Source organism: Pseudomonas sp. L13 (assembly GCF_009935965.1).
Lineage (GTDB): Bacteria > Pseudomonadota > Gammaproteobacteria > Pseudomonadales > Pseudomonadaceae > Aquipseudomonas > Aquipseudomonas lactis.
The window spans coordinates 35,928-58,028 of sequence record NZ_QODJ01000013.1; the positions used below are offsets into that span (position 1 = coordinate 35,928).

Consider the following 22,101-nt stretch of genomic DNA (forward strand, 5'->3'; position numbering starts at 1 on the left):
GCTTCACCCATGAAACTGAGCAGCAAAGCGCTTCTGGCCTTGGCCATCAGCAGCATCACGGCCACCGCCTACGCTGAAACGCAAAGCCAGGACTTCGTTCCTACCACCCTGGCCGGCACCAGCGCCCAAAGCGAGGCCAAAGGCTTTATCGATGGTCAAAGCTTGGGCGGCACCACGCGTAACTGGTATGCGAACGAAATGAGGTTTCGCAATGACCGCTTCAGCTATCGCAAAGACGGGGTGAAAGTTCCCATTTCCCGCCGTATCAACTGGGCCCAGGGCACCATCCTCAACTACACCTCGGGTTTCACCCAAGGTACCGTTGGCGTCAGCACCGAAGTCGCCGCCTACAATTTCATCGCCCTTGACCGCGACCGCAAGGATATCGCCGGTGGCTCTAACCGTACGCTGGCCGACTCCGGTGGTGACGCAGTCGGTCAATGGAGCAAACTGGGCCTGGCTAACGTCAAGTTCCGCGTGTCGAACACCACCCTGACTGCCGGTCGTCAAAACTTCAGCACGGGTATCGTCGACACCATCGGTAACCGTGCCCTACCGTCGAGTTTTGAAGGTGTGAGCTTCAACAGCGAAGAGTTCAGTAACCTGTCGTTCCAGGGCGGTATTTTCGATCGCGTTTCGCCGCGTACCGAACAAAGCCTGTCGAAGTTCCGTTCCGAATACGGCAATGGCCAGGAAACCGACAAAGTCAAAACCCTGGGCTTCAACTATCAGCCGTTCAAGAGCCTGAAAACCAGCCTCTTCGCCGCCAATGTCGAAGACTTCTGGAACCAGTACTACTTCGGCGCGACCCACGAACTGGGTGATGCACAGACCTTGGCACTGACCACCGGCCTGAACTACTACAAGACCACCGATACCGGCAGCAAGAAGATGGGCGACATCGACAACGACACTTACTCGTTGTCCTTGGGGTTGACCCACCAGGCCCACAGCCTGACCTTCGCGTACCAAGCTGTTAATGGCGACGAATACTTCGATTACCTGCACGAAACCAACGGCATCTACCTGGCCAACTCCCTGACGTCTGACTTCAACAGCCCGAACGAGAAGTCCTTCCAGATCGCCTACGGCATCAACATGGCCGAGTACGGCATACCAGGCCTGAAATTCAACATCTACTCGGCTCGCGGTTGGGGCATCGACGGTACTCACTACAAAGGCACTGCCTATGGTGTCGCCGGCGAATCGCGCAGCGACCTGCGCCTGATGGACGGTGAGAAACACCAGGAATACGGCGTTGGCTCGACCTACGCGATTCAGAGCGGCCCCCTCAAGGCCACCACCATCCGTGCAACCTACGTCACGCACCGTGCCAGCTCCGAACAAGCTGATGGCAACATCAAAGAGTTCCGTCTGGTTACCACCATCCCGTTCAACATCCTTTAATTAGTGCCAGGCAGGCGGCGAGCTCAGGACGGGCCCGCCGCCTACGCTTTTCTGGCACCATCGATTGCAGAGGGCTCTGAATGAAAATGCTCCCACTACAAGCCGCCATGGCCGCTGCGCTGTTGAGCGTGGCGATCGGCGTTTCGGCCAAACCACTGGTGGTCTGCACCGAAGCCAGCCCGGAAGGTTTCGACCCGGTCCTGTACACCACTGCCGTGACCGCTGACGCCGCCGCTGAAACCATGTTCAACCGTCTGGTGGACTTCAAGCCCGGCACCACAGAAGTGGTGCCTGCCCTGGCCAAAGACCTGCCGGAAATCAGCGCCGATGGCCTGACCTATACGTTCCACCTGCGTGACGACATCAAGTTTCACACCACCGACTATTTCAAACCCACGCGCAACCTGAACGCCGATGATGTGCTTTGGAGCTTCCAGCGCCAGCTGGACCCGAATCACCCTTGGCATAACAAATCTCTCGTGGGTTACCCGTATTTCGAAAGCATGGGCTTCAAGGAACTGCTCAAGAGCGTAGAGAAGACCGATGATCACACCGTCGTCTTTACCCTGACCCGTCCTGAAGCGCCATTCCTGGCCGACCTGGGCATGGCATTCTCTTCAATCCACTCGAAGGAATACGCCGACCAGTTGCTCAAGTCGGGTAAAACTGAAGACCTCAACGCCAAGCCTATCGGCACTGGCCCATTCGTCTTCAACCGATATCAAAAAGATGCCCAGGCGCGCTTCAAGGCCAACCCGGACTACTTCCGCGGCAAGCCGGCGGTCGACCCGCTGATTCTGGCGATCACCACCGATAACAACGTGCGGCTGCAGAAGCTCAAGGCCAACGAATGTCAGATCGCGTTGTTCCCCAAGCCGGATGACATTCCAAGCATCAAGAAAGACCCGAACCTGAAAGTCGATGAACTGGCGGCGATGACCACCAGCTACACCGCATTGAACACCACGCGCAAATACATGAGCGATGCCCGGGTACGACACGCGATTAACATCGCGTTCGACAAGGCAGGTTACACCGAAGCGCTGTTCGGCAAAGGCAATGCGGTGGTCGGCACCGGCCCCTACCCACCGACCTTGCTGGGTTTCAGCGAAAAGCTGAAGAACCCACCCCGTGACCTGGACAAGGCCCGCGCCCTGCTCAAGGAAGCCGGCGTACCGGAAGGCACCGAATTCACTCTGTTCACCCGCAACGGCGGCGGCCCAACCAACCCCAATCCCATGCTCGGCGCCCAGCGCATGCAGGCGGATCTGGCGCAGGTTGGCCTGAAGGTCAATATCAAAGTCATGGAATGGGGCGAAATGCTCAAGCGCGCTAAAAACGGCGAGCACGACATGGTTTCGGCTGGCTGGGTCGGTGATAACGGCGATCCGGACAACTTCCTCACACCAAACCTGAGTTGCGATGCAGCCAAAAACGGCGAAAACTACGCGCGCTGGTGTAACAAAGAGTTTCAGGACTTGATCGACAAGGCTCGTGCGGAAAAGGAACCGGCCTTACGGGCTGCGCTCTATGAACAAGCACAAGATGTCTTCGAGAAGGACCAGCCATGGCTTCCAATGGCTTACCCGAAACTGTTCACCGCCATGCGCAAGAACGTAGAAGGCTTCACCCAAAGCCCTCTGGGTACAAATAACTTCGCCACCACCCAGGTGAAGTAAATAAGAAAAACGCTCGGCACCGTCGACACTGACGGTGCCGGACCTGCCTAACCGGCTGATTGAGGTACACACCAAGATGTTTAGTTTTATTGCCCGCCGACTGGGGTTATTGATCCCCACGTTCTTCGGCATCACGTTGCTGACCTTTGCGTTGATTCGCATGATTCCAGGCGACCCCGTAGAAGTCATGATGGGCGAGCGACGGGTTGACCCCGAAATGCACGCACAGGCAATGGAGCGCCTTGGCCTTAACAAGCCGCTGTATGCGCAATACCTGGACTATGTCGGCAAGCTCGCCCAGGGTGACCTTGGCGAATCGCTGCGCACCCGCACAAGCGTGTGGACCGAGTTCACCGCCCTCTTCCCCGCGACCCTGGAACTGTCCATGGCCGCGCTGTTGTTCGCCGGTATCCTGGGCCTGTTGGCCGGGGTGATCGCGGCACTCAAGCGAGGATCCCTGTTCGACCATGGGGTGATGGGCATCTCCCTGGCGGGGTATTCGATGCCGATCTTCTGGTGGGGCCTGATCCTGATCATGTTCTTCTCGGTGAGCCTGGGCTGGACCCCGGTTTCCGGGCGTATCGACCTGCTCTACGACATCGAGCCACGCACCGGTTTCATGCTGATCGACACCCTGCTGGCCGACGAGCCGGACGCGTTCTGGGATGCGTTGCACCACCTGATCCTGCCGGCCATCGTGCTCGGCACTATCCCGCTGGCGGTGATCGCGCGCATGACCCGTTCGTCGATGCTCGAAGTGCTGCGTGAGGACTACATCCGTACCGCCAAGGCCAAGGGCCTGTCGCCGGCCCGCGTGGTGTTCGTGCACGGCCTGCGCAACGCGCTGATCCCGGTGCTCACCGTGGTCGGCCTGCAAGTCGGCACGCTGCTGGCCGGTGCGGTACTGACCGAAACCATCTTCTCGTGGCCCGGCATCGGCAAATGGCTGATCGAAGCCATTGGCGCGCGGGACTACCCGGTGGTGCAAAACGGCATTCTGCTGATCGCCTGCCTGGTGATCCTGGTGAACTTCGTGGTGGACATCCTCTACGGCTTCGCCAACCCACGCATCCGTCACCAGCGCTGAGATCATGACCATGACCACACCTACTCAAGTGTCAGCAGTCGATCAGAGCCTGCTGTACCCGTCTCCGTACAAAGAATTCTGGCAAGCCTTCTCCAAGAACAAAGGCGCGGTTGCCGGCCTGCTGTTCATGTTGCTGATCGTGTTCTGCGCGATCTTCGCCCCGTGGGTTGCCCCGCATAACCCCAGCGAGCAATACCGCGACTTCCTGCTCACCCCGCCGGCATGGCTGGAAGGCGGGCAGATGCAGTTCCTGCTGGGCACCGACGAACTGGGCCGTGACTTGCTCTCGCGCCTGATCCAGGGCTCGCGCCTGTCGTTGCTGATCGGTTTGTCGTCGGTGGTGATGTCGCTGATCCCGGGCATCCTGCTGGGCCTGTTCGCCGGGTTCTTCCCGCGCTTGCTCGGCCCGACCATCATGCGCCTGATGGACATCATGCTGGCCCTGCCGTCGCTGCTGCTGGCCGTGGCGATTGTCGCCATCCTCGGCCCTGGCCTGATCAACACCGTGATCGCCATCGCCATCGTGTCGTTGCCGTCCTACGTGCGTCTGACCCGCGCCGCAGTAATGGGCGAACTGAACCGCGACTACGTGACCGCCGCCCGCCTCGCCGGTGCCGGCCTGCCACGCCTGATGTTCATCACCGTGCTGCCTAACTGCATGGCGCCGCTGATCGTACAGGCGACCTTGAGCTTTTCCTCGGCGATTCTCGATGCCGCGGCCCTGGGCTTCCTGGGCCTTGGCGTACAACCGCCAACCCCTGAGTGGGGCACCATGCTGGCTTCGGCCCGAGACTACATCGAACGCGCCTGGTGGGTGGTGAGCCTGCCTGGCTTGACCATTTTGCTCAGCGTGCTGGCAATCAACTTGATGGGTGACGGCCTGCGCGACGCGCTGGACCCGAAACTCAAGAACGCCGCCTGAGGAGATTCCCATGTCACTGTTAGAAATCAAGAATCTCAACGTGCGCTTCGGCGACAAGACCGCCGTGCCGGTGGTCGATGGCCTCGACATTTCGGTCGACAAAGGCGAAGTACTGGCGATCGTTGGCGAGTCGGGTTCGGGTAAATCCGTGACCATGATGGCGCTGATGGGCCTGATCGAGCATCCCGGCATCGTCACCGCCGATGCCCTGAACTTCGACGGCAAGGACATGCTCAAGCTGAGCAACCGCCAGCGCCGCCAGATCGTCGGCAAAGACCTGGCGATGGTGTTCCAGGACCCGATGACCGCGCTGAACCCCAGCTACACCGTGGGTTTCCAGATCGAAGAAGTGCTGCGCCTGCATTTGAAAATGTCCGGCAAACAAGCACGCAAACGCGCCATTGAGCTGCTGGAAAAAGTCGAAATCCCAGGCGCCGCCAGCCGCATGGACGCCTACCCGCACCAATTGTCCGGTGGTATGAGCCAGCGCGTGGCAATCGCCATGGCGATTGCTGGCGAGCCGAAACTGCTGATCGCCGACGAACCAACCACCGCGCTGGACGTGACCATCCAGGCGCAGATCATGGAACTGCTGCTGGCCCTGCAAAAAGAGCAGAACATGGGCCTGGTGCTGATCACTCACGACCTTGCGGTAGTGGCTGAGACCGCCCAGCGCGTGTGCGTGATGTACGCAGGCCAAGCCGTGGAAGTCGGCCAGGTGCCGCAGTTGTTCGACATTCCGGCGCACCCTTACAGCGAAGCGCTGCTCAAGGCGATTCCCGAGCACAGCCTGGGGGCTACGCGCCTGGCCACGCTGCCGGGCATCGTGCCGGGCCGCTATGACCGTCCGCAGGGTTGCCTGCTGTCGCCGCGCTGCCCGTATGTGCAGGACTCCTGCCGAGCCCAGCGCCCGGGCCTTGATCCGAAAAGCAACAGCCTTGCCCGCTGCTTCTACCCGCTGAACCAGGAGGTGGCGTAATGGCCGTCGTACTTACCGCCCGCGACCTCACCCGTCACTACGAAGTGTCCCGTGGCCTGTTCAAGGGCCATGCCACCGTGCGTGCCCTTAATGGCGTGTCTTTTGAGCTGGAAGCCGGCAAGACCCTCGCCGTGGTGGGCGAGTCGGGCTGTGGCAAATCCACCCTGGCCCGCGCCCTCACGCTGATTGAAGAGCCCTCGTCGGGCTCGTTGAAAATCGCCGGGCAAGAAGTGGCCGGCGCCGACAAGGCTCAACGCAAGCAATTGCGCAAAGACGTGCAGATGGTGTTCCAGAGCCCCTATGCCTCGTTGAACCCACGCCAGAAAGTCGGCGATCAACTGGCCGAGCCGTTGCTGATCAACACCAACCTGTCGGCCGCTGAGCGCCGCGAGAAAGTGCAGGCGATGATGAAGCAAGTGGGCTTGCGCCCTGAGCATTATCAGCGCTACCCGCACATGTTCTCCGGCGGCCAGCGCCAGCGCATCGCGTTGGCCCGGGCGATGATGCTGCAACCCAAAGTGCTGGTGGCGGATGAACCGACCTCGGCGCTGGACGTGTCGATCCAGGCCCAGGTGCTTAACCTGTTCATGGATTTGCAGCAGGAATTCAACACCGCCTATGTGTTCATTTCCCACAACCTGGCGGTGGTGCAGCACGTTGCCGATGATGTGATGGTGATGTACCTCGGCCGCCCGGTTGAGGTGGGTCCCAAGGAAGACATCTACGCACGGCCTTTGCATCCCTACACCCAGGCGCTGTTGTCGGCCACCCCCACCATCCACCCGGACCCAAGCAAGCCGAAAATCAAGATTGTCGGCGAACTGCCCAACCCGCTGAACCCACCGCCTGGCTGTGCGTTCCACAAGCGTTGCCCGTATGCGACTGAGCGCTGCAGTAGCGAGGAGCCGCTGTTGCGTCCGTTGGATAACCGGCAGGTGGCTTGCCACTACGCGGAGCAATTCGTGGCCTGAAGCAACACAACCTCCCCCTGTAGGAGCGAGCTTGCTCGCGAAAAACGTCAACGATAACGCGGGTAGTCTGGTTTAACGCGGTGTCCATGGGTCTTCGCGAGCAAGCTCGCTCCTACAAGGGGCTGCGGTTTCAATGAGTTCCATCGCCCTTCCCACCAGATTGCGCATCAGTCTGGCCGGAGGGGCTTTTTTTTGCGCGCTTGTAACAAAAAACATACCGTTTGAATCTATGCCAAAACGCCTGAAAACATTGAGCCAGACCGTTTTGAAAAGTGTATAGATTGTAAATGCAATTTACTTCTGTTTGAGAATCAATACCATTACGGCGCACGGAGAGCGCTGGATGCACGAAAAAAATTCAGACGCCTCTCGTTCAATCGCCCCTCCTAAAGGACTTTGTGGACATGTCGTCTCAATTCAGGCTCAGCCATCTCTCGCTGGCGTTTATCGCTACCCTTTCGTCCCCCGCGCTACTGGCGCAGAGTGTGGAAAAAGAGCGCGACAAAGTGCCGATCCAAGCGACAGACCTGCCTGTGGATGGCACGCCCCAAGCCCTGGTGCTGGGCGAGACACGTGTACTGGGCACCGCCGCCGAAGAACTCAAGCAAGCGCCCGGCGTGTCGATCATCACCGCCGAAGACATCAAGAAACGCCCGCCCACTAACGATCTGTCGGAGATCATCCGCCGCGAGCCGGGTGTGAACCTGACCGGCAACAGTTCCAGCGGCAGCCGTGGCAATAACCGCCAGATCGACCTGCGCGGCATGGGCCCGGAAAACACCCTGATCCTGATCGATGGCAAGCCGTCCACCTCCCGCAACGCCGTGCGTTATGGCTGGAGCGGCGACCGTGATACCCGTGGCGAAACCAACTGGGTACCGGCCGAAGAAGTCGAACGCATTGAAATCCTGCGCGGCCCGGCCGCCGCCCGTTATGGCTCCGGTGCCATGGGCGGTGTCATCAACATCATCACCAAACGCCCCACCGACCAACTGCACGGCTCGCTGACCGCCTACACCGCCTTCCCCGAAAACGATGCCGAAGGCGCGAGCAAGCGCACCAACTTCAACCTCAGCGGCCCATTGACCGACACCCTGGCGTTCCGCGTCTATGGCGGCCTGAACAAGACGGACGCCGATGACGCCGACATCAACCGCGCAGCGCAAGCGACGCCGGACTCGTTGGTAGCCGGCCGCGAAGGCGTGCGCAATAAAGACGTGAATGGCTTGCTGAGCTGGCAGTTCACCCCCGAGCAAACCCTCGACCTGGAAGCCAGCTACAGCCGCCAGGGCAATATTTTCGCCGGCGATACCATGCTCAACGGCGGTGGCGCGTTCGTGGAAAGCCTGGTGGGCAAGGAAACCAGTGTGATTCAACGCAGCAGCTTTTCTGCCACCCATCGCGGCGAATTCGACTGGGGCTCGACCCTTGCCACGCTGACCCACGACCTGACCCGCAACGAGCGCCTCAACGAAGGCCTGGCCGGTTCCGGCGAAGGCGCACCCTCCGCCAGTGCAGGTCGTTTCGAGTCGCGCTTGCGCAATACCCGGGCCACCGCTGAGGTCAACCTGCCCCTGAGCCTCGGTGCCGAACAGGTGCTGACCCTGGGCAGCGAATACCTCTACGAATCGATGAACGACCCAGGCTCTTTGCGCCCGCAAACTTACGACCCAGGCACCGGCGGCGTCCCCGCCATCCCGGGCGTCAGCCGCAACAGCACCAAGACCACCGCTTCAAGCTACGCCTTGTTTGCCGAGGACAACATCGAGCTGGGCAGCAAGACCGTGATCACGCCTGGCTTGCGCTTCGATGATCATGAGGAATACGGCGGCAACTGGAGCCCCAGCTTCAACGCCTCGCACCAGTTGACCGATGAACTGAGCATCAAGGGCGGCATCGCCCGCGCCTACAAAACCCCCAACCTGTACCAGTCCAACCCGAACTATCTACTGTACAGCCGGGGCAATGGCTGCAACGCCAGCGAAGCCAACATGGGCGGTTGCTACCTGGTGGGCAACCGCGACCTGAAGCCGGAAATCAGCGTCAACAAGGAGATTGGCCTGGCTTTCGACAAGGGCACCTGGCGCACCAGTGCGACGTATTTCCGTAATGACTACAAGAACAAGATCAACGCCAGTAACGAGGCGGCGTTCCGTCTGGGCAACGGCCGACGTGTATTGGAGTGGGAAAACAGCGGCCCAGCCTTGGTACAGGGCGTTGAAGGTAACCTGTTCATCAGCCTGCGCGATGACTTGGACTGGAACACCAACCTGACCTACATGATCGACTCCAAGGACAAAGACACTGGCGAGCCCTTGAGCATCATCCCCAAGTACACCGTCAATACCACGCTGGACTGGCAAGCCACTGACAAGCTGTCATTCCAGGTCAGCGGCACCTATTACGGCAAGCAGGAAGCGCCGACACTCAACTCACGCAGCGCCAACAGCTATGACCGCAGCGCCCAGCAGGATGTCGATCCGTACGGGTTGATGGGCCTGAGCAGTGGTTACGAATTCAGCAAGAACCTGAGCGTGCGGGTGGGCATCAACAACCTGCTGGACAAGCGCCTGTCGCGCAAAGGCAACGCGGACGATGCGGGGGCGCAGACCTACAATGAGCCGGGTCGGGCTTACTTCGCGTCGGTGACCACATCGTTCTGAGGAAAGGGGCGACCAATAAAAATGCCTTGGAGAACCCTATCCAAGGCATTGGTTGTTTGAAGCGCTATCCCTTGGCGAGCCTACGTCTGGCTATCGCCTTCGCCTTCGTCTGCGTCGTCGCTGTCAGTGTCGTTGGTAGTAGAGTCATCATCACCCTCGCTGCCGCCCTGGCCTTGATCGCCTGGTTCGGCTTCGGACTTGGCCAACTGCAAGTGCGATGCCTGGCCACTCGTCACCACCGCTGCGCTCTGCACCGGGTTATGCGCCCAGGCCGTCGACATCCCCAACGACAACAGCACCAGCACTTTCATCAACAGCACTATTCGTTGAAAAATACTCATGATCGATTCCGTCCAGTCAGTAGGTAAAGCCCACGCGACAGACCCATTACCATCGCCAGTCTTTGAAGCTAGTTCTGATCAAGGGTTTGCGCCAATTTCTGGTCAAATCGAGATTAACTGTGGGAGCGGGCTTGCTTGCGAATGCGGGGCGTCATTCAACAGATGCGTCGGCTGATCCACCGCCTTCGCGAGCAAGCCCGCTCCCACACTTAGCCTTTGGGCGACCATAAAAAAGGGCGAAGCCATCACAGCTTCGCCCTTCTCTGAACCGCTCAAACCTTAATGGTGTTCGCGGGTCGCACGGAATTTCACATCCGGCCAACGCTCTTCCATCAGCGCCAGGTTCACCCGCGTCGGTGCCAGGTAGGTCAGGTGACCACCGCCGTCGATCGCCAGGTTTTCCACAGCCTTGTTGGAGAACTCTTCCAACTTCTTCTTATCGCTGCAATCAATCCAGCGCGCCGAATACACGGTGATCGGCTCATAGGAGCACTCCACCTTGTATTCCTCTTTCAAGCGGCTGGCGACCACGTCGAACTGCAGCACGCCCACGGCGCCGAGGATGATGTCGTTGCTGCGCTCGGGGAAGAACACTTGGGTGGCGCCCTCTTCGGCCAATTGCTGCAAGCCTTGGCGCAGTTGCTTGGACTTGAGCGGGTCACGCAGGCGCACGCGGCGGAACAGTTCCGGGGCAAAGTGCGGGATACCGGTAAAGCCAAGCGCTTCGCCTTCGGTGAAGGTGTCGCCGATCTGGATGGTGCCGTGGTTGTGCAAACCGATGATATCGCCGGCAAACGCCTCTTCCAGCTGTTCACGCTCGGAGGAGAAGAACGTCAGGGCGTCGCCGATGCGTACGTCCTTGCCGGTGCGCACGTGGCGCATCTTCATGCCTTTTTCGTATTTGCCGGAGCAGATACGCATGAAGGCGATACGGTCGCGGTGCTTGGGGTCCATGTTCGCCTGGATCTTGAACACAAAGCCCGTGAATTTCTCTTCGACCGGCTCTACGGTGCGTTCATTGGCAACGCGGGCCAGGGGTTTTGGCGCCCAGTCCACTACAGCGTCGAGCACGTGGTCGACACCGAAGTTGCCCAGCGCGGTACCGAAGAACACCGGCGTCAGTTGGCCGTCGAGGAATTCCTGCTGGTTGAACTCATGGCAGGCACCCTGCACCAGTTCCAGCTGGTCGACGAAACGGTCGTACTCGTCACCCAGGTGGGCGCGGGCTTCATCGGAGTCGAGCTTCTCGATGATCTTGGTTTCGGTGCGTTCATGACCGTGGCCAGCGGTGTAGACAATGATGTAGTCGTCGGCCAGGTGGTAAACGCCTTTGAAGTCGCGGTAGCAACCAATCGGCCAGGTGATCGGCGCGGCCTTGATCTTCAGGACGGCTTCGATTTCATCCAGCAGCTCGATGGGGTCGCGGATATCGCGGTCGAGTTTGTTGATGAAGCTGACAATCGGCGTGTCACGCAGACGGCACACGTCCATCAGCGCGATGGTACGTGGCTCGACGCCTTTACCGCCGTCAAGGACCATCAGCGCCGAGTCCACCGCGGTGAGGGTGCGGTAGGTGTCTTCGGAGAAGTCTTCGTGCCCCGGAGTGTCGAGCAGGTTGATCATGTGCTCGCGATACGGGAACTGCATGACCGACGTGGTAATGGAAATACCCCGTTGCTTTTCCATTTCCATCCAGTCAGAGGTGGCATGGCGGTCGGATTTGCGCGATTTCACCGTGCCGGCCACCGTGATTGCCTTGCCCATCAGCAACAGCTTTTCGGTGATGGTGGTTTTACCGGCATCGGGGTGGGAAATAATGGCGAAAGTGCGGCGTTTCGCGACTTCGGCGGCCTGGTGGGTCATGGGAAATCGCCTGGCAGGTGAGTCAAAAAAGGGCGGCGAGTATAGCGCAAACGCGAGGGTACGGACCACCGTTGAGCCCATTGGGGGTGGCTAAATGCGCCCAAGTGTGGAACCTTTTAAAAGGTAGAGACGTCCACTCCCCTGCTATCGCACTCGGAACAGGGGCTGAAAAATCAGCAAGTTAGCCTGACGAGGCTGCGCTCATGGCTCGATCGCATACTGCATTGCCAGTATCGGCGAGTTGCTTTTCGCGAACCCATTCCAAGGCAGCCAGCCATGGCCCTGCCGCTCGGAAATGTGTTCGCCGACAGAAGAAAAAAAGGAGTCCGCCTGTGGCTATTCGCTATGGCAAAGGGCTGATAGGAGCAGTGGTTGTCGTCGCTCTCCTGGCCCTGCTGGTCCACTGGATCGGCATCAACACGATCGAACTGTACCGCGACGATTTGTTGTTTTACCTGCAAGCTCACCTGATTCTCGTCCTAGTCTCCATGCTGGCAGCCCTGATTGTGGGCATCCCCGCCGGTATCCTGCTCAGCCGACCCAATATGGTCGGGCGCGCAGAACGTTTCATGCAAATCTTCAACATCGGCAACACCGTCCCTCCCCTGGCCGTACTGGCCATCGCCCTCGGCGTCCTCGGCATCGGCAGCGGCCCGGCCATCTTCGCGCTGTTCCTCGCCTCGCTCCTGCCCATCGTGCGCAACACCTACGAAGGCCTGAAAAACGTTCAGGGCTCCCTGAAAGAAGCCGCCACTGGCATCGGCATGACCCCGCGCCAGGTGCTGTTTCGCGTGGAGCTGCCCAACGCCGTGCCGATCATCATCGGCGGTGTGCGCGTGGCCCTGGCGATCAACGTCGGCACCGCGCCGCTGGCCTTCCTGATTGGCGCCAACAGCCTGGGCAGCCTGATATTCCCCGGCATCGCCCTGAACAACCAGCCGCAACTGTTGCTCGGCGCCGCGTGTACCGCGCTGCTGGCATTGCTGCTTGATGGCCTGGTGACCATGGCCAGCCGCCTCTGGCTGGAACGCGGGTTGCGCCCGTCTTAAGCCCGGTAAAGGAATTCACATGAAAAAACTGAGCTTGATATTAGGCTGCGTCCTGCTGCTTGCAGGTATTGCACAAGCCGCCGAAAAACCCGTGATCCGCATCGGCGCCCGGGTGTTTACCGAGCAGACCCTGCTCGCCGAAATCACCTCCCAGTACCTGCGCACCAAGGGCTACGACGCCCGCGTGACCGGCGGCCTGGGCAGCAACCTGGCGCGCAGTGCCCAGGAAAGCGGGCAACTGGACCTGATCTGGGAATACACCGGCGTGTCGCTGGTGGCCTACAACCATATCGACGAGAAACTCGACAGCGAACAGTCCTACGCACGGGTCAAGGAACTCGACGCAAAAAAAGGCCTGGTCTGGCTGTCGCCGTCGCGCTTCAGCAACACCTACGCCCTGGCACTGCCGGAGAAAGTCGCGCAGGAACATCCCGAGATCAACAGCATCAGCGACCTCACCCAAGCCATGGCCCAGGAGACCAAAGAGCATCGCCTGGTCGCCCTGGACACCGAGTTCGCCAACCGCTCCGATGGCCTGGCCGGCATGGTCAAGCTGTACGACATGAACCTGACGCGCAAGAACACCCGGCAGATGGACGCCGGCCTGGTCTACACCGCGCTGCGTAACGGCCAGGTATTCGCCGGTTTGGTCTACACCACCGACGGGCGCCTCAACGCCTTTAAGTTGAAGCTGCTGGAAGACGACAAACACTACTTCCCCGACTACACCGCAGCCCCGGTGATCCGCCAGGAATACCTCGACAAACACCCGCAACTGGCTGCCGAGCTCAAGCCTTTGGCCAATCTGTTCGACGATGAAACCATGCGTCAGCTCAATGCACGGGTCGACGTCGACCATGAAAGCCCGTCCGCCGTTGCCGCCGATTTCCTGCGCCAACATCCAATCAACTAAAAAGGAGAAGACATGGAATTTTTGAACGCCTTTTCCCATCTTGATTGGGCCCAAGTCCTGCACTTGACCTGGCAGCACATCACCCTAGTCGGCATCGCCGTGATCCTCGCGATCTTTATCGGCGTGCCCCTGGGCATTCTGATGACGCGCTTTCCGACCCTGGCAGGTCCCCTGCAAGCGAGTGCCACGGTGCTGCTGACGGTGCCCTCCATTGCCCTGTTCGGCCTGCTGCTGCCGTTCTACTCCAAGTTCGGCCAGGGCCTGGGGCCAATGCCGGCGATCACGGCCGTATTCCTCTACTCCCTGCTGCCGATCATGCGTAACACCTACCTCGCGCTGACCGGCGTAGAGCCAGGCATTCGCGAAGCCGCACGCGGCATCGGCATGACCTTTGGCCAGCGCCTGCGCATGGTCGAACTGCCGATTGCGGTGCCGGTGATTCTCGCTGGCGTACGCACCGCCGTGGTGATGAACATCGGTGTGATGACCATCGCCGCCACCATCGGCGCCGGTGGCCTGGGTGTACTGATTCTGGCTTCCATCAGCCGCAGCGACATGTCGATGCTGATCGTCGGCGCCGTGCTGGTCAGCCTTCTGGCCATCTTCGCCGACCTGCTTCTGCAATGGCTGCAACGCTCGCTGACTCCAAAAGGATTGCTCAAATGATCGAACTTCAAAACCTGTCCAAGACTTTTCAAAGCAACGGCAAGACTGTCACCGCCGTCAACGATGTAAGCCTGACCGTCAACGAAGGCGAGATCTGCGTATTCCTGGGGCCCTCGGGCTGCGGCAAGAGCACCACGCTGAAAATGATCAACCGCCTGATCAAGCCCACCTCGGGCAAGATTTTGATCAACGGCGAAGACACCACCGACCTCGACGAGGTGACCCTGCGTCGCAACATCGGCTACGTGATCCAGCAGATCGGCCTGTTTCCCAACATGACCATCGAGGAAAACATCGTGGTGGTGCCCAAGCTGCTCGGTTGGGACAAGCAAAAATGCCACGACCGCGCCCGCGAACTGATGAGCATGATCAAGCTGGAGCCCAAGCAGTACCTGCATCGCTACCCGCGTGAACTGTCCGGTGGCCAGCAACAGCGCATCGGTGTGATCCGTGCCCTGGCGGCGGATGCGCCGCTGCTGCTGATGGATGAGCCGTTCGGCGCGGTCGACCCGATCAACCGCGAGATGATCCAGAACGAGTTCTTCGAGATGCAGCGGGCGCTGAACAAGACCGTGATCATGGTCAGCCACGACATCGACGAAGCCATCAAACTGGGCGACAAGATCGCCATCTTCCGTGCCGGCAAGCTGCTGCAGATCGACCACCCGGACACGCTGCTGGCGCACCCGGCCGACGAGTTCGTCAGCAACTTCGTGGGCCAGGACAGCACCCTCAAGCGCCTGCTGCTGGTGAAAGCAGAAGACGCGGCGGACAACGCCCCGTCGGTGAGCCCGGAAACCCCGGTGGCCGATGCCCTGGAGCTGATGGACGAGCATGACCGCCGCTACGTGGTGGTCACCTGCGCCGAGAACAAGGCGTTGGGCTATGTTCGCCGCCGCGATCTGCACCGCCAGGCAGGCACCTGCGGCCAGTACCTGCGCGAGTTCAACGCCACGGCGGCGTATGACGAGCATTTGCGCATCCTGCTGTCGCGTATGTACGAGTTCAACCGCTCGTGGTTGCCGGTGATGGATGCGGAGCGGGTGTTCCTTGGGGAAGTGACCCAGGAGTCGATTGCCGAGTACCTGAGTTCTGGTAAGTCCCGTGGGGGCAAGACCAGCATCGTTTCCCCTGCCGAAACTGCTTTGGCCTGATAGATCGCTATCGCAGGCGAGCCAGCTCCCACATTTTGAACTGCGTTCTCATGTTGGAATGCATTCCCCTGTGGGAGCTGGCTTGCCTGCGATGAATACACCGCAAATCCATCTGATTGGCCCCATCCGGGGAACATCAATCCGTCACACCGGTCGGTTACATAAGTAGCTGCACGTGGCCGCGCGACGAACGCGTGCAAAAACGCGACATTTTTAGTTGATCCCACGCCCGCCAAGCCCTAAAGTTCGCGCCGAACGTCCATGCTGGAAACGATCCATCCGGCTCAAGTACTGACGACGAGACAGCAAGGCCAAGGGCAACTTACCCCGTGGCCTTTTTGCTTTCGGCGACATGCCTTGGGAAGTAGGCGAACCAAAGTGGGGATACGGAGGACGTTCATTTGCACCCATTGCTAATTTCAGTTTGCCCTTAGGAGTTCCCAGCATGTCGATCAACGTCGAAGATTATTTCGCGCGCGCCACTTTTGACAAAATGAAGGCGTTCGCCGACAAGCAAGAAACCCCGTTCGTGGTGATCGACACCGCGATGATCAGCCAGGCCTACGATGACCTGCGCGCCGGTTTCGAATTCGCCAAGGTGTATTACGCCGTCAAGGCCAACCCGGCCGTCGAGATCATCGACCTGTTGAAAGACAAAGGCTCGAGCTTCGACATCGCTTCGATCTACGAGCTGGACAAGGTCATGGACCGCGGCGTCAGCGCCGACCGCATCAGCTACGGCAACACCATCAAAAAATCCAAGGACATCCGCTACTTCTATGAGAAGGGCGTGCGCCTGTTCTCCACCGACTCCGAAGCCGACCTGCGCAACATCGCCAAGGCCGCGCCGGGTTCGAAAGTGTATGTGCGCATCCTCACCGAAGGCTCGACCACTGCTGACTGGCCGCTGTCGCGCAAATTCGGTTGCCAGACCGACATGGCCATGGACCTGCTGATCCTCGCCCGCGACCTGGGCCTGGTGCCTTACGGCATCTCGTTCCACGTTGGCTCGCAACAGCGCGACATCAGCGTGTGGGACGCGGCCATCGCCAAGGTCAAGGTGATCTTCGAACGCCTGAAAGAAGAAGACGGCATTCACCTGAAGCTGATCAACATGGGCGGCGGCTTTCCGGCCAACTACATCACCCGCACCAACAGCCTGGAAACCTACGCTGAAGAAATCATCCGTTTCCTCAAGGAAGACTTCGGTGACGACCTGCCGGAAATCATCCTGGAGCCTGGTCGTTCGCTGATCGCCAACGCCGGCATCCTGGTCAGCGAAGTGGTACTGGTGGCGCGCAAGTCGCGTACCGCCGTCGAGCGTTGGGTGTACACGGATGTGGGCAAGTTCTCCGGCCTGATCGAAACCATGGACGAAGCCATCAAGTTCCCGATCTGGACCGAGAAGAAAGGCGAGATGGAAGAAGTGGTCATCGCCGGCCCGACCTGCGACAGCGCCGATATCATGTACGAAAACTACAAGTACGGCCTGCCACTGAACCTGGCCATTGGTGATCGTCTGTACTGGTTGTCGACCGGTGCCTACACCACCAGCTACAGCGCGGTTGAGTTCAACGGGTTCCCGCCGTTGAAGTCGTTTTACGTGTAATAAGACGGTTATAACTAAAAAGCCCATGACGTTTCATGGGCTTTTTTCTGTCTGTGGTACGCGCCCTCAGCGATCTTCGCGAACGTGCCATAACCGTAGAATGTAGAGTGTCGACTGTTGAATTTCGTAGCGCATTTCGTAATGGCCGACTAAAAGTCTTCTTACGTCGCGCGGTGAAAACTCTTCAATTCTCTCACCGATGCGCGGATTATCGAGCAGCGTGTCGGGCGCTTGAGACAGTGACTGCACGATGCGGGCGGCAGCTTCGCGGTTTACAACAGAGAGGAAGTCATATAATCGAGCCAGGTCGGATAAGGCTTTACTTGTCCACCTCAGCTCCATCAGCGCGGTACCGGTAGCGGCGAATCGGTGCTCAGGCTATCTGCCCAGGCCTGCACTGCCTGGTGATCGATCACGCGCCCCGCATCTACATCTGCCATAGCCTCAAGCGTCAGCCGGCTGCGCTCTTCTTCTTGATCGACCCAATCAGCGAGGGCCTGTTTCACCACCCATCCGCGTGAGCGATCCATTCGCGCGGCCATCTGGTCAACTTTCTGAGCAAGGGCAGTGGGAATATGAGCTGTCATTACTTTGGTTTCGGCACCCATGAAAACTCTCTCTGCGGATAAATGACAAGCAGGCGATTAAAAATGATTCGAGCTTAATCATAGTGACTTAAGCCAGAGCTTCAACCTTCGATCCTTGCCGTTCATCGACAAACCGGAACACGTGAATGTGTAGAAACGGGTTCCTACAGCGTTTTCTCCAATTGGTCCGCGTGCCCTTGATAAGCCTCGGCCATGGCGCGAATCTGCGGGTCATTGGCCAGTGCCAGCGCCTTGTGCGCCGTTCGCAGGAATTTGAAATTCCCAGCCGCCAACGCCTTGCGCAGCCATTCCAGCGCAGCGTCGATCTTCCCTCTGTCCGCCAGCACCGCTGCATAGCTGAACTGCCCCCGAAAATCCCCGGCTTCGGCGGAGCGTCGGTACCATTCAACGGCTGTCTCTAGATCCCTGGGGCAATACTGGCCGTCTTCCAGATAACGCCCCAGCAGGTTCATCGACTTGGCGTGGCCCTGCACTGCGGCCTGGCGATAAAGCGTCAGCGCTTGGGCCTGGTCTTGCTCAATGCCGCGACCGGTAGCCAAGAGGTTGGCGTAGTTGTACTGCCCCCAATCCAACCCGGCGTGTGCCGCCAGGCGATATTCCCGCGCGGCTGCGGCTTCATCGACGGCGCAGCCCCAGCCATGCTCCCGGCAACGCCCGATCATATTGCGCGCCATCAGGTGCCCGCCCTGCGCGGCAATCTGGAACCAGCGCAGTGCCAGGGCCTCATCGCGCTCGATGCCGCGCCCTTGCAGCAAGATTTGCCCGAGCAGGGCCTGGGCATCGACCACCCCTGCCTTGGCGGCGATCAGGATGGCCTGGGCGGCGCGCACCGGGGAATCATCGAGCATGCTTTGTAATTGCTCGACGTTGAGCACTTCTTCGCGGCGCAATAAAAAGCCCATGCTCAGACCTCGACCCAGCGGCGCAACAGGTTGTGGTAGGTGCCGGTGAGCTGGATCAGCGCCGGGTGGTCGGGCACATCGCGGGTCAATTGCTGGATCGCGCCGTCCATCTCGAACAGCAAGGTGCGCTGGCTGTCTTCGCGCACCAGGCTTTGGGTCCAGAAGAACGAGGCATAGCGCGCTCCACGGGTCACCGCGTTGACCTTGTGCAGGCTGGAGCCGGGGTACAGCACCATGTCGCCGGCGGGGAGCTTGATCCGCTGCAGGCCGAACGTGTCCTGGATTTCCAGTTCGCCACCGTCGTAGTCGTCGGGGTCGCTGAAGAACAGCGTGGACGAAAGGTCGGTGCGCACGCGCTCATGGCTGCCTTTGGGTTGGCGCACGGCGTTATCGATATGAAAGTCGAAACTGCCGCCTGCGGTGTAGCAGTTGAGCAATGGTGGGAAGACTTTATGCGGCAGCGCAGCGGACATGAACAGCGGGTTGCTCCACAACCGTTCCAGCATCGCCGCACCGATTTCCTTGGCCAGAGGGTGGCCTTCGGGCAATTGCAGGTTGTGCTTGGCCTTGGCCGACTGGTGCCCGGCGGTGATTTTGCCGTCAGCCCATTCGGTCTCTTCCAGGGCCTGGCGAATGCGCAGCACCTCCTCGCGAGAGAACAGGCCGGGAATGTGCAGCAACATGGGGCAATACCTGCGATCAAAGAGGCGCCAATGGTATTGATTCTTATCCTCTCTGTAAAACACGGGGACGAACGAGAAGGCAAATTCCGTAAAGAAAAAGTGTAAAGAATGTAAATTTGATGCAAATAGCAATATCTCGCAATTGATACAAAGTCTTGTTGGCCCTATATTCCGCGGCCTCACATCCTTGGGGAAGGGACACGTCATGTCGCGCACTATTCTAAAAATACCGGTCAGTTCACCACGCATGCTGGCTTCGGCCATCGGCGTTGCCCTGAGTGCCGGCTCCGCCGCCCACCTGGCGCAGGCGGCTGAAAATACCGAGCCAAAAGGCGAGCGCAACCCTATCTCCCTCGGCGCCACCAACATCACCGGCCAAGAGCAGGACAACACCTCCTACCAGGTGGAAAAAGCCTCGTCGCAGAAGTACACCGCGCCGCTGGTGGACACGCCGCGTTCGGTCACGGTGGTGCCGCAGCAGGTGCTCAAGGACACCGCCGCCACCTCGTTGCAGGATGCCTTGCGCACCGTACCGGGTATCACCTTCGGCGCCGGTGAAGGTGGCAACCCCCAGGGCGACCGTCCGTTCATCCGTGGTTTCGATGCCCAGGGCGATACCTACCTCGATGGCGTGCGCGATACCGGCGGCCAGAGCCGCGAGATCTTCGACATCGAGTCCATCGAAGTCAGCAAAGGCCCGAACTCTTCCTTCGGCGGCCGTGGCTCGGCCGGTGGCAGCCTCAACCTGGTGAGCAAGACCCCTCAAGCGCGTGACTTCACCAACGGCGGCTTTACCTACGGTTCCGACCAGACCCGCCGCTACGTGCTCGACGTGAACCGCCAGTTCCTGGACGACAGCGCGGCATTCCGCCTGAACCTGATGAGCCATGAACAAAACGTGGCGGGTCGCGACGCGGTGAATTACGACCGTTGGGGCGTGGCGCCGTCCCTTACTTTCGGCCTGGGCACACCGACCCGCGTCAACCTCAGCTATTACCATATGGAAAGTGATGACCTGCCGGATTCGGGGATTCCGTATGGCTATGGCTCAGCGACCGCCACGGCCCACGCGCATGACAAACCCAACGACGGCGGCGACAGCAACAACTTCTACGGTTTGAAAAGCCGTGACTTCCGCAAGACCCGCGCCGACATCAGCACGTTCTCCATCGAGCACGACCTGAACGACAACATGACGCTCAAGAACACCCTGCGTCATGGCAGCACCGGCCAGGACTATGTGCTCACTCAGCCGGATGACAGCAAGTTCAACGTCAACCGCTACGGCACCGTCTGGCGTCGCGCCAACAGCCGTGTCTCCACCACGACCACAACCACCAACCAGACTGACCTGTTTGGCAGCTTCCAGGCCCTGGGCTTCAAGCACACTTACTCCACTGGCCTGGAATTTACCGGCGAAGAAACCCGTGTCAGCGGCTACACCGTCAGCCCTAACGCCAACCCGGTGTGCACAACGGCCAAGGGCAGCCTGGGCGGCCAGTGCACGTCGCTGAGCAACCCGAACCCGGACGACGCCTGGAACGGCAGCATTGCGCGCAACTATATGGGCACCAACACCAAAGCCACCAGCCGCGCCGCGTACGTGTTCGATACCATCGAGCTCGATCCGAAATGGCTGCTGAACGTGGGCCTGCGCTACGACACCTTTGACACCGAAGCCAACACCAACGCAGTGCCGAGCGCGACGGTAAAAGCCCGCAGCAAGATCAAGGACGACAGTCAGTTCTTCAACTGGCAGGCCGGCCTGGTCTGGAAGCCGGTGGAGAACGGCAGCATCTACGCCTCGTACGCCACATCGGCCACGCCAGCCGGTGGCCTGATAGGCGAAGGTTCCGACGGCAACCCACTGTCTGCCGGTGCCGCCACCAGCGACTTGCAGCCAGAAGAAACCGTCAACTACGAACTGGGCACCAAGTGGGACCTGTTCCACGACCGCCTGTCCCTGACCGCAGCCGTGTTCCGCACCGAGAAGAAAAACACCCGCATCCTGGTGGATGCACTCACCTACCAGAACGCCGGTGAATCCCAGGTCGACGGCATCGAGTTGTCCGCCAGCGGCAAAATCACCGATCAATGGCAGGTGTTCGCGGGCTACAGCTATCTGGACAGCGAACTGGTCAAATCCGGCCTCAACGGGCGTAACGGTGTGGTGAGTGCTGGCTCCAGCAAAGGCAACCAGATGCCCAACACGCCAAAGAACTCGTTCAGCCTGTGGACCACCTACGACGTTACGCCCAAGCTGACCATCGGCGGCGGCGCCTTCTATGTCGATGAGGTTTACGGTGATGTCGGCAACACGGTGTATGTGCCCTCCTACACCCGCTACGACGCCATGGCCAGCTACAAGCTGACCAAGAACGTCGACCTGCAACTGAACGTGCAGAACCTGACCGACAAGACCTACTACGACAAGGCTTTCTCCACGCACTTCGCCAACCAGGCGGCCGGTCGTACGGCGCTGTTGACCACCAGCTTCCACTTCTAAAAGCGGTCAAGGTTCAACCAGAAGCCCCACACATCGGATGCGTGGGGCTTTTGCGTGTTTCCCGGCAACTCACGGCATAATGCGCGCCGTGATCAGATA

General features: G+C 59.8%; 19 protein-coding genes. 13 read left to right on the plus strand and 6 right to left on the minus strand.

Annotated elements, in window-relative coordinates; genetic code table 11:
• The first annotated feature begins 9 nt into the window (after nucleotides 1-9).
• From DK871_RS09660 to DK871_RS09690, 7 genes are all read left to right on the plus strand, one after another.
• Entirely contained in the window at nucleotides 10-1,407 is a 1,398-nt protein-coding gene (locus DK871_RS09660) for an OprD family outer membrane porin (protein ID WP_161904855.1), read from the plus strand.
• Between the two features lie 80 nt (nucleotides 1,408-1,487).
• Complete coding sequence (locus DK871_RS09665; protein ID WP_032893592.1) at nucleotides 1,488-3,086, plus strand: ABC transporter substrate-binding protein; 1,599 nt, start codon at nucleotides 1,488-1,490, stop codon at nucleotides 3,084-3,086.
• A 76-nt stretch (nucleotides 3,087-3,162) separates the two neighbouring features.
• Nucleotides 3,163-4,173, plus strand: coding sequence for an ABC transporter permease subunit (locus DK871_RS09670; protein WP_003171721.1), 1,011 nt, complete (start codon nucleotides 3,163-3,165; stop codon nucleotides 4,171-4,173).
• A gap of 10 nt (nucleotides 4,174-4,183) precedes the next feature.
• Complete coding sequence (locus DK871_RS09675) at nucleotides 4,184-5,095, plus strand: ABC transporter permease subunit (protein ID WP_003188486.1); 912 nt, start codon at nucleotides 4,184-4,186, stop codon at nucleotides 5,093-5,095.
• 10 nt (nucleotides 5,096-5,105) lie between these two features.
• On the plus strand, nucleotides 5,106-6,074 hold the full coding sequence (locus DK871_RS09680; protein WP_014716896.1) for an ABC transporter ATP-binding protein: 969 nt from the start codon (nucleotides 5,106-5,108) through the stop codon (nucleotides 6,072-6,074).
• A complete protein-coding gene (locus tag DK871_RS09685) occupies nucleotides 6,074-7,045 on the plus strand; it encodes a peptide ABC transporter ATP-binding protein (RefSeq protein ID WP_161904856.1) in 972 nt (323 codons plus the stop codon). The genes DK871_RS09680 and DK871_RS09685 overlap by 1 nt, the downstream gene beginning before the upstream one ends.
• 404 nt (nucleotides 7,046-7,449) lie before the next feature.
• Entirely contained in the window at nucleotides 7,450-9,708 is a 2,259-nt protein-coding gene (locus tag DK871_RS09690) for a TonB-dependent siderophore receptor (RefSeq protein ID WP_161904857.1), read from the plus strand.
• Between the two features lie 80 nt (nucleotides 9,709-9,788).
• Here the strand turns inward: DK871_RS09690 and DK871_RS09695 are convergent, their stop codons facing one another.
• On the minus strand, nucleotides 9,789-10,049 hold the full coding sequence (locus DK871_RS09695) for a hypothetical protein (protein ID WP_161904858.1): 261 nt from the start codon (nucleotides 10,047-10,049) through the stop codon (nucleotides 9,789-9,791).
• A 279-nt stretch (nucleotides 10,050-10,328) separates the two neighbouring features.
• Nucleotides 10,329-11,912 (minus strand): peptide chain release factor 3, encoded by a 1,584-nt coding sequence (locus tag DK871_RS09700; protein WP_020301283.1) that lies wholly within the window; start codon nucleotides 11,910-11,912, stop codon nucleotides 10,329-10,331.
• Between the two features lie 332 nt (nucleotides 11,913-12,244).
• On the opposite strand from DK871_RS09700, the gene DK871_RS09705 reads away from it, so the two are divergent.
• The 5 genes from DK871_RS09705 to DK871_RS09725 all read left to right on the plus strand — a co-directional run bounded on the left by DK871_RS09705 (nucleotide 12,245) and on the right by DK871_RS09725 (nucleotide 17,303).
• Nucleotides 12,245-12,961, plus strand: a complete 717-nt coding sequence (locus DK871_RS09705; protein ID WP_003188475.1) for an ABC transporter permease — start codon at nucleotides 12,245-12,247, stop codon at nucleotides 12,959-12,961.
• 19 nt (nucleotides 12,962-12,980) lie between these two features.
• Nucleotides 12,981-13,874: a glycine betaine ABC transporter substrate-binding protein gene (locus DK871_RS09710; RefSeq protein ID WP_003188474.1), complete on the plus strand. Its 894-nt coding sequence runs from the start codon at nucleotides 12,981-12,983 to the stop codon at nucleotides 13,872-13,874.
• 12 nt (nucleotides 13,875-13,886) lie between these two features.
• Nucleotides 13,887-14,540, plus strand: coding sequence for an ABC transporter permease (locus DK871_RS09715; RefSeq protein ID WP_003188473.1), 654 nt, complete (start codon nucleotides 13,887-13,889; stop codon nucleotides 14,538-14,540).
• Entirely contained in the window at nucleotides 14,537-15,694 is a 1,158-nt protein-coding gene (locus tag DK871_RS09720; RefSeq protein WP_003188471.1) for a betaine/proline/choline family ABC transporter ATP-binding protein, read from the plus strand. Before DK871_RS09715 ends, DK871_RS09720 begins: the two co-directional genes overlap by 4 nt.
• Nucleotides 15,695-16,139: 445 nt before the next feature.
• Entirely contained in the window at nucleotides 16,140-17,303 is a 1,164-nt protein-coding gene (locus DK871_RS09725) for a type III PLP-dependent enzyme (RefSeq protein ID WP_014716890.1), read from the plus strand.
• Between the two features lie 66 nt (nucleotides 17,304-17,369).
• On the opposite strand, the gene DK871_RS09730 is transcribed toward DK871_RS09725, so the two are convergent.
• The 4 genes from DK871_RS09730 to DK871_RS09745 form a co-directional block, all read right to left on the minus strand.
• Nucleotides 17,370-17,645, minus strand: coding sequence for a type II toxin-antitoxin system RelE/ParE family toxin (locus DK871_RS09730; RefSeq protein ID WP_080765562.1), 276 nt, complete (start codon nucleotides 17,643-17,645; stop codon nucleotides 17,370-17,372).
• A complete protein-coding gene (locus tag DK871_RS09735; RefSeq protein WP_032893597.1) occupies nucleotides 17,645-17,911 on the minus strand; it encodes a CopG family ribbon-helix-helix protein in 267 nt (88 codons plus the stop codon). The genes DK871_RS09730 and DK871_RS09735 overlap by 1 nt, the downstream gene beginning before the upstream one ends.
• 143 nt (nucleotides 17,912-18,054) lie before the next feature.
• Nucleotides 18,055-18,813 carry a tetratricopeptide repeat protein gene (locus tag DK871_RS09740; protein WP_161904859.1) on the minus strand — a complete coding sequence of 253 codons (759 nt, stop codon included), beginning with the start codon at nucleotides 18,811-18,813 and terminating at the stop codon, nucleotides 18,055-18,057.
• Between the two features lie 2 nt (nucleotides 18,814-18,815).
• Complete coding sequence (locus DK871_RS09745; RefSeq protein WP_161904860.1) at nucleotides 18,816-19,496, minus strand: Fe2+-dependent dioxygenase; 681 nt, start codon at nucleotides 19,494-19,496, stop codon at nucleotides 18,816-18,818.
• A gap of 205 nt (nucleotides 19,497-19,701) precedes the next feature.
• Between DK871_RS09745 and DK871_RS09750 the strand changes: the two genes are divergently transcribed.
• Nucleotides 19,702-22,002: a TonB-dependent siderophore receptor gene (locus tag DK871_RS09750; RefSeq protein ID WP_161904861.1), complete on the plus strand. Its 2,301-nt coding sequence runs from the start codon at nucleotides 19,702-19,704 to the stop codon at nucleotides 22,000-22,002.
• Nucleotides 22,003-22,101 lie beyond the last annotated feature (99 nt).

Excerpts from the sequence above, each read along its gene's own strand:
- DK871_RS09660 (WP_161904855.1), top strand. The coding sequence starts at position 10 with ATGAAACTGAGCAGCAAAGCGCTTCTGGCCTTGGCCATCAGCAGCATC.
- DK871_RS09665 (WP_032893592.1), top strand. The coding sequence starts at position 1,488 with ATGAAAATGCTCCCACTACAAGCCGCCATGGCCGCTGCGCTGTTGAGC.
- DK871_RS09670 (WP_003171721.1), top strand. The coding sequence starts at position 3,163 with ATGTTTAGTTTTATTGCCCGCCGACTGGGGTTATTGATCCCCACGTTC.
- DK871_RS09675 (WP_003188486.1), top strand. The coding sequence starts at position 4,184 with ATGACCACACCTACTCAAGTGTCAGCAGTCGATCAGAGCCTGCTGTAC.
- DK871_RS09680 (WP_014716896.1), top strand. The coding sequence starts at position 5,106 with ATGTCACTGTTAGAAATCAAGAATCTCAACGTGCGCTTCGGCGACAAG.
- DK871_RS09685 (WP_161904856.1), top strand. The coding sequence starts at position 6,074 with ATGGCCGTCGTACTTACCGCCCGCGACCTCACCCGTCACTACGAAGTG.
- DK871_RS09690 (WP_161904857.1), top strand. The coding sequence starts at position 7,450 with ATGTCGTCTCAATTCAGGCTCAGCCATCTCTCGCTGGCGTTTATCGCT.
- DK871_RS09695 (WP_161904858.1), bottom strand. The coding sequence starts at position 10,049 with ATGAGTATTTTTCAACGAATAGTGCTGTTGATGAAAGTGCTGGTGCTG.
- DK871_RS09700 (WP_020301283.1), bottom strand. The coding sequence starts at position 11,912 with ATGACCCACCAGGCCGCCGAAGTCGCGAAACGCCGCACTTTCGCCATT.
- DK871_RS09710 (WP_003188474.1), top strand. The coding sequence starts at position 12,981 with ATGAAAAAACTGAGCTTGATATTAGGCTGCGTCCTGCTGCTTGCAGGT.
- DK871_RS09715 (WP_003188473.1), top strand. The coding sequence starts at position 13,887 with ATGGAATTTTTGAACGCCTTTTCCCATCTTGATTGGGCCCAAGTCCTG.
- DK871_RS09720 (WP_003188471.1), top strand. The coding sequence starts at position 14,537 with ATGATCGAACTTCAAAACCTGTCCAAGACTTTTCAAAGCAACGGCAAG.
- DK871_RS09725 (WP_014716890.1), top strand. The coding sequence starts at position 16,140 with ATGTCGATCAACGTCGAAGATTATTTCGCGCGCGCCACTTTTGACAAA.
- DK871_RS09730 (WP_080765562.1), bottom strand. The coding sequence starts at position 17,645 with ATGGAGCTGAGGTGGACAAGTAAAGCCTTATCCGACCTGGCTCGATTA.
- DK871_RS09735 (WP_032893597.1), bottom strand. The coding sequence starts at position 17,911 with ATGGGTGCCGAAACCAAAGTAATGACAGCTCATATTCCCACTGCCCTT.
- DK871_RS09740 (WP_161904859.1), bottom strand. The coding sequence starts at position 18,813 with ATGGGCTTTTTATTGCGCCGCGAAGAAGTGCTCAACGTCGAGCAATTA.
- DK871_RS09745 (WP_161904860.1), bottom strand. The coding sequence starts at position 19,496 with ATGTTGCTGCACATTCCCGGCCTGTTCTCTCGCGAGGAGGTGCTGCGC.
- DK871_RS09750 (WP_161904861.1), top strand. The coding sequence starts at position 19,702 with ATGTCGCGCACTATTCTAAAAATACCGGTCAGTTCACCACGCATGCTG.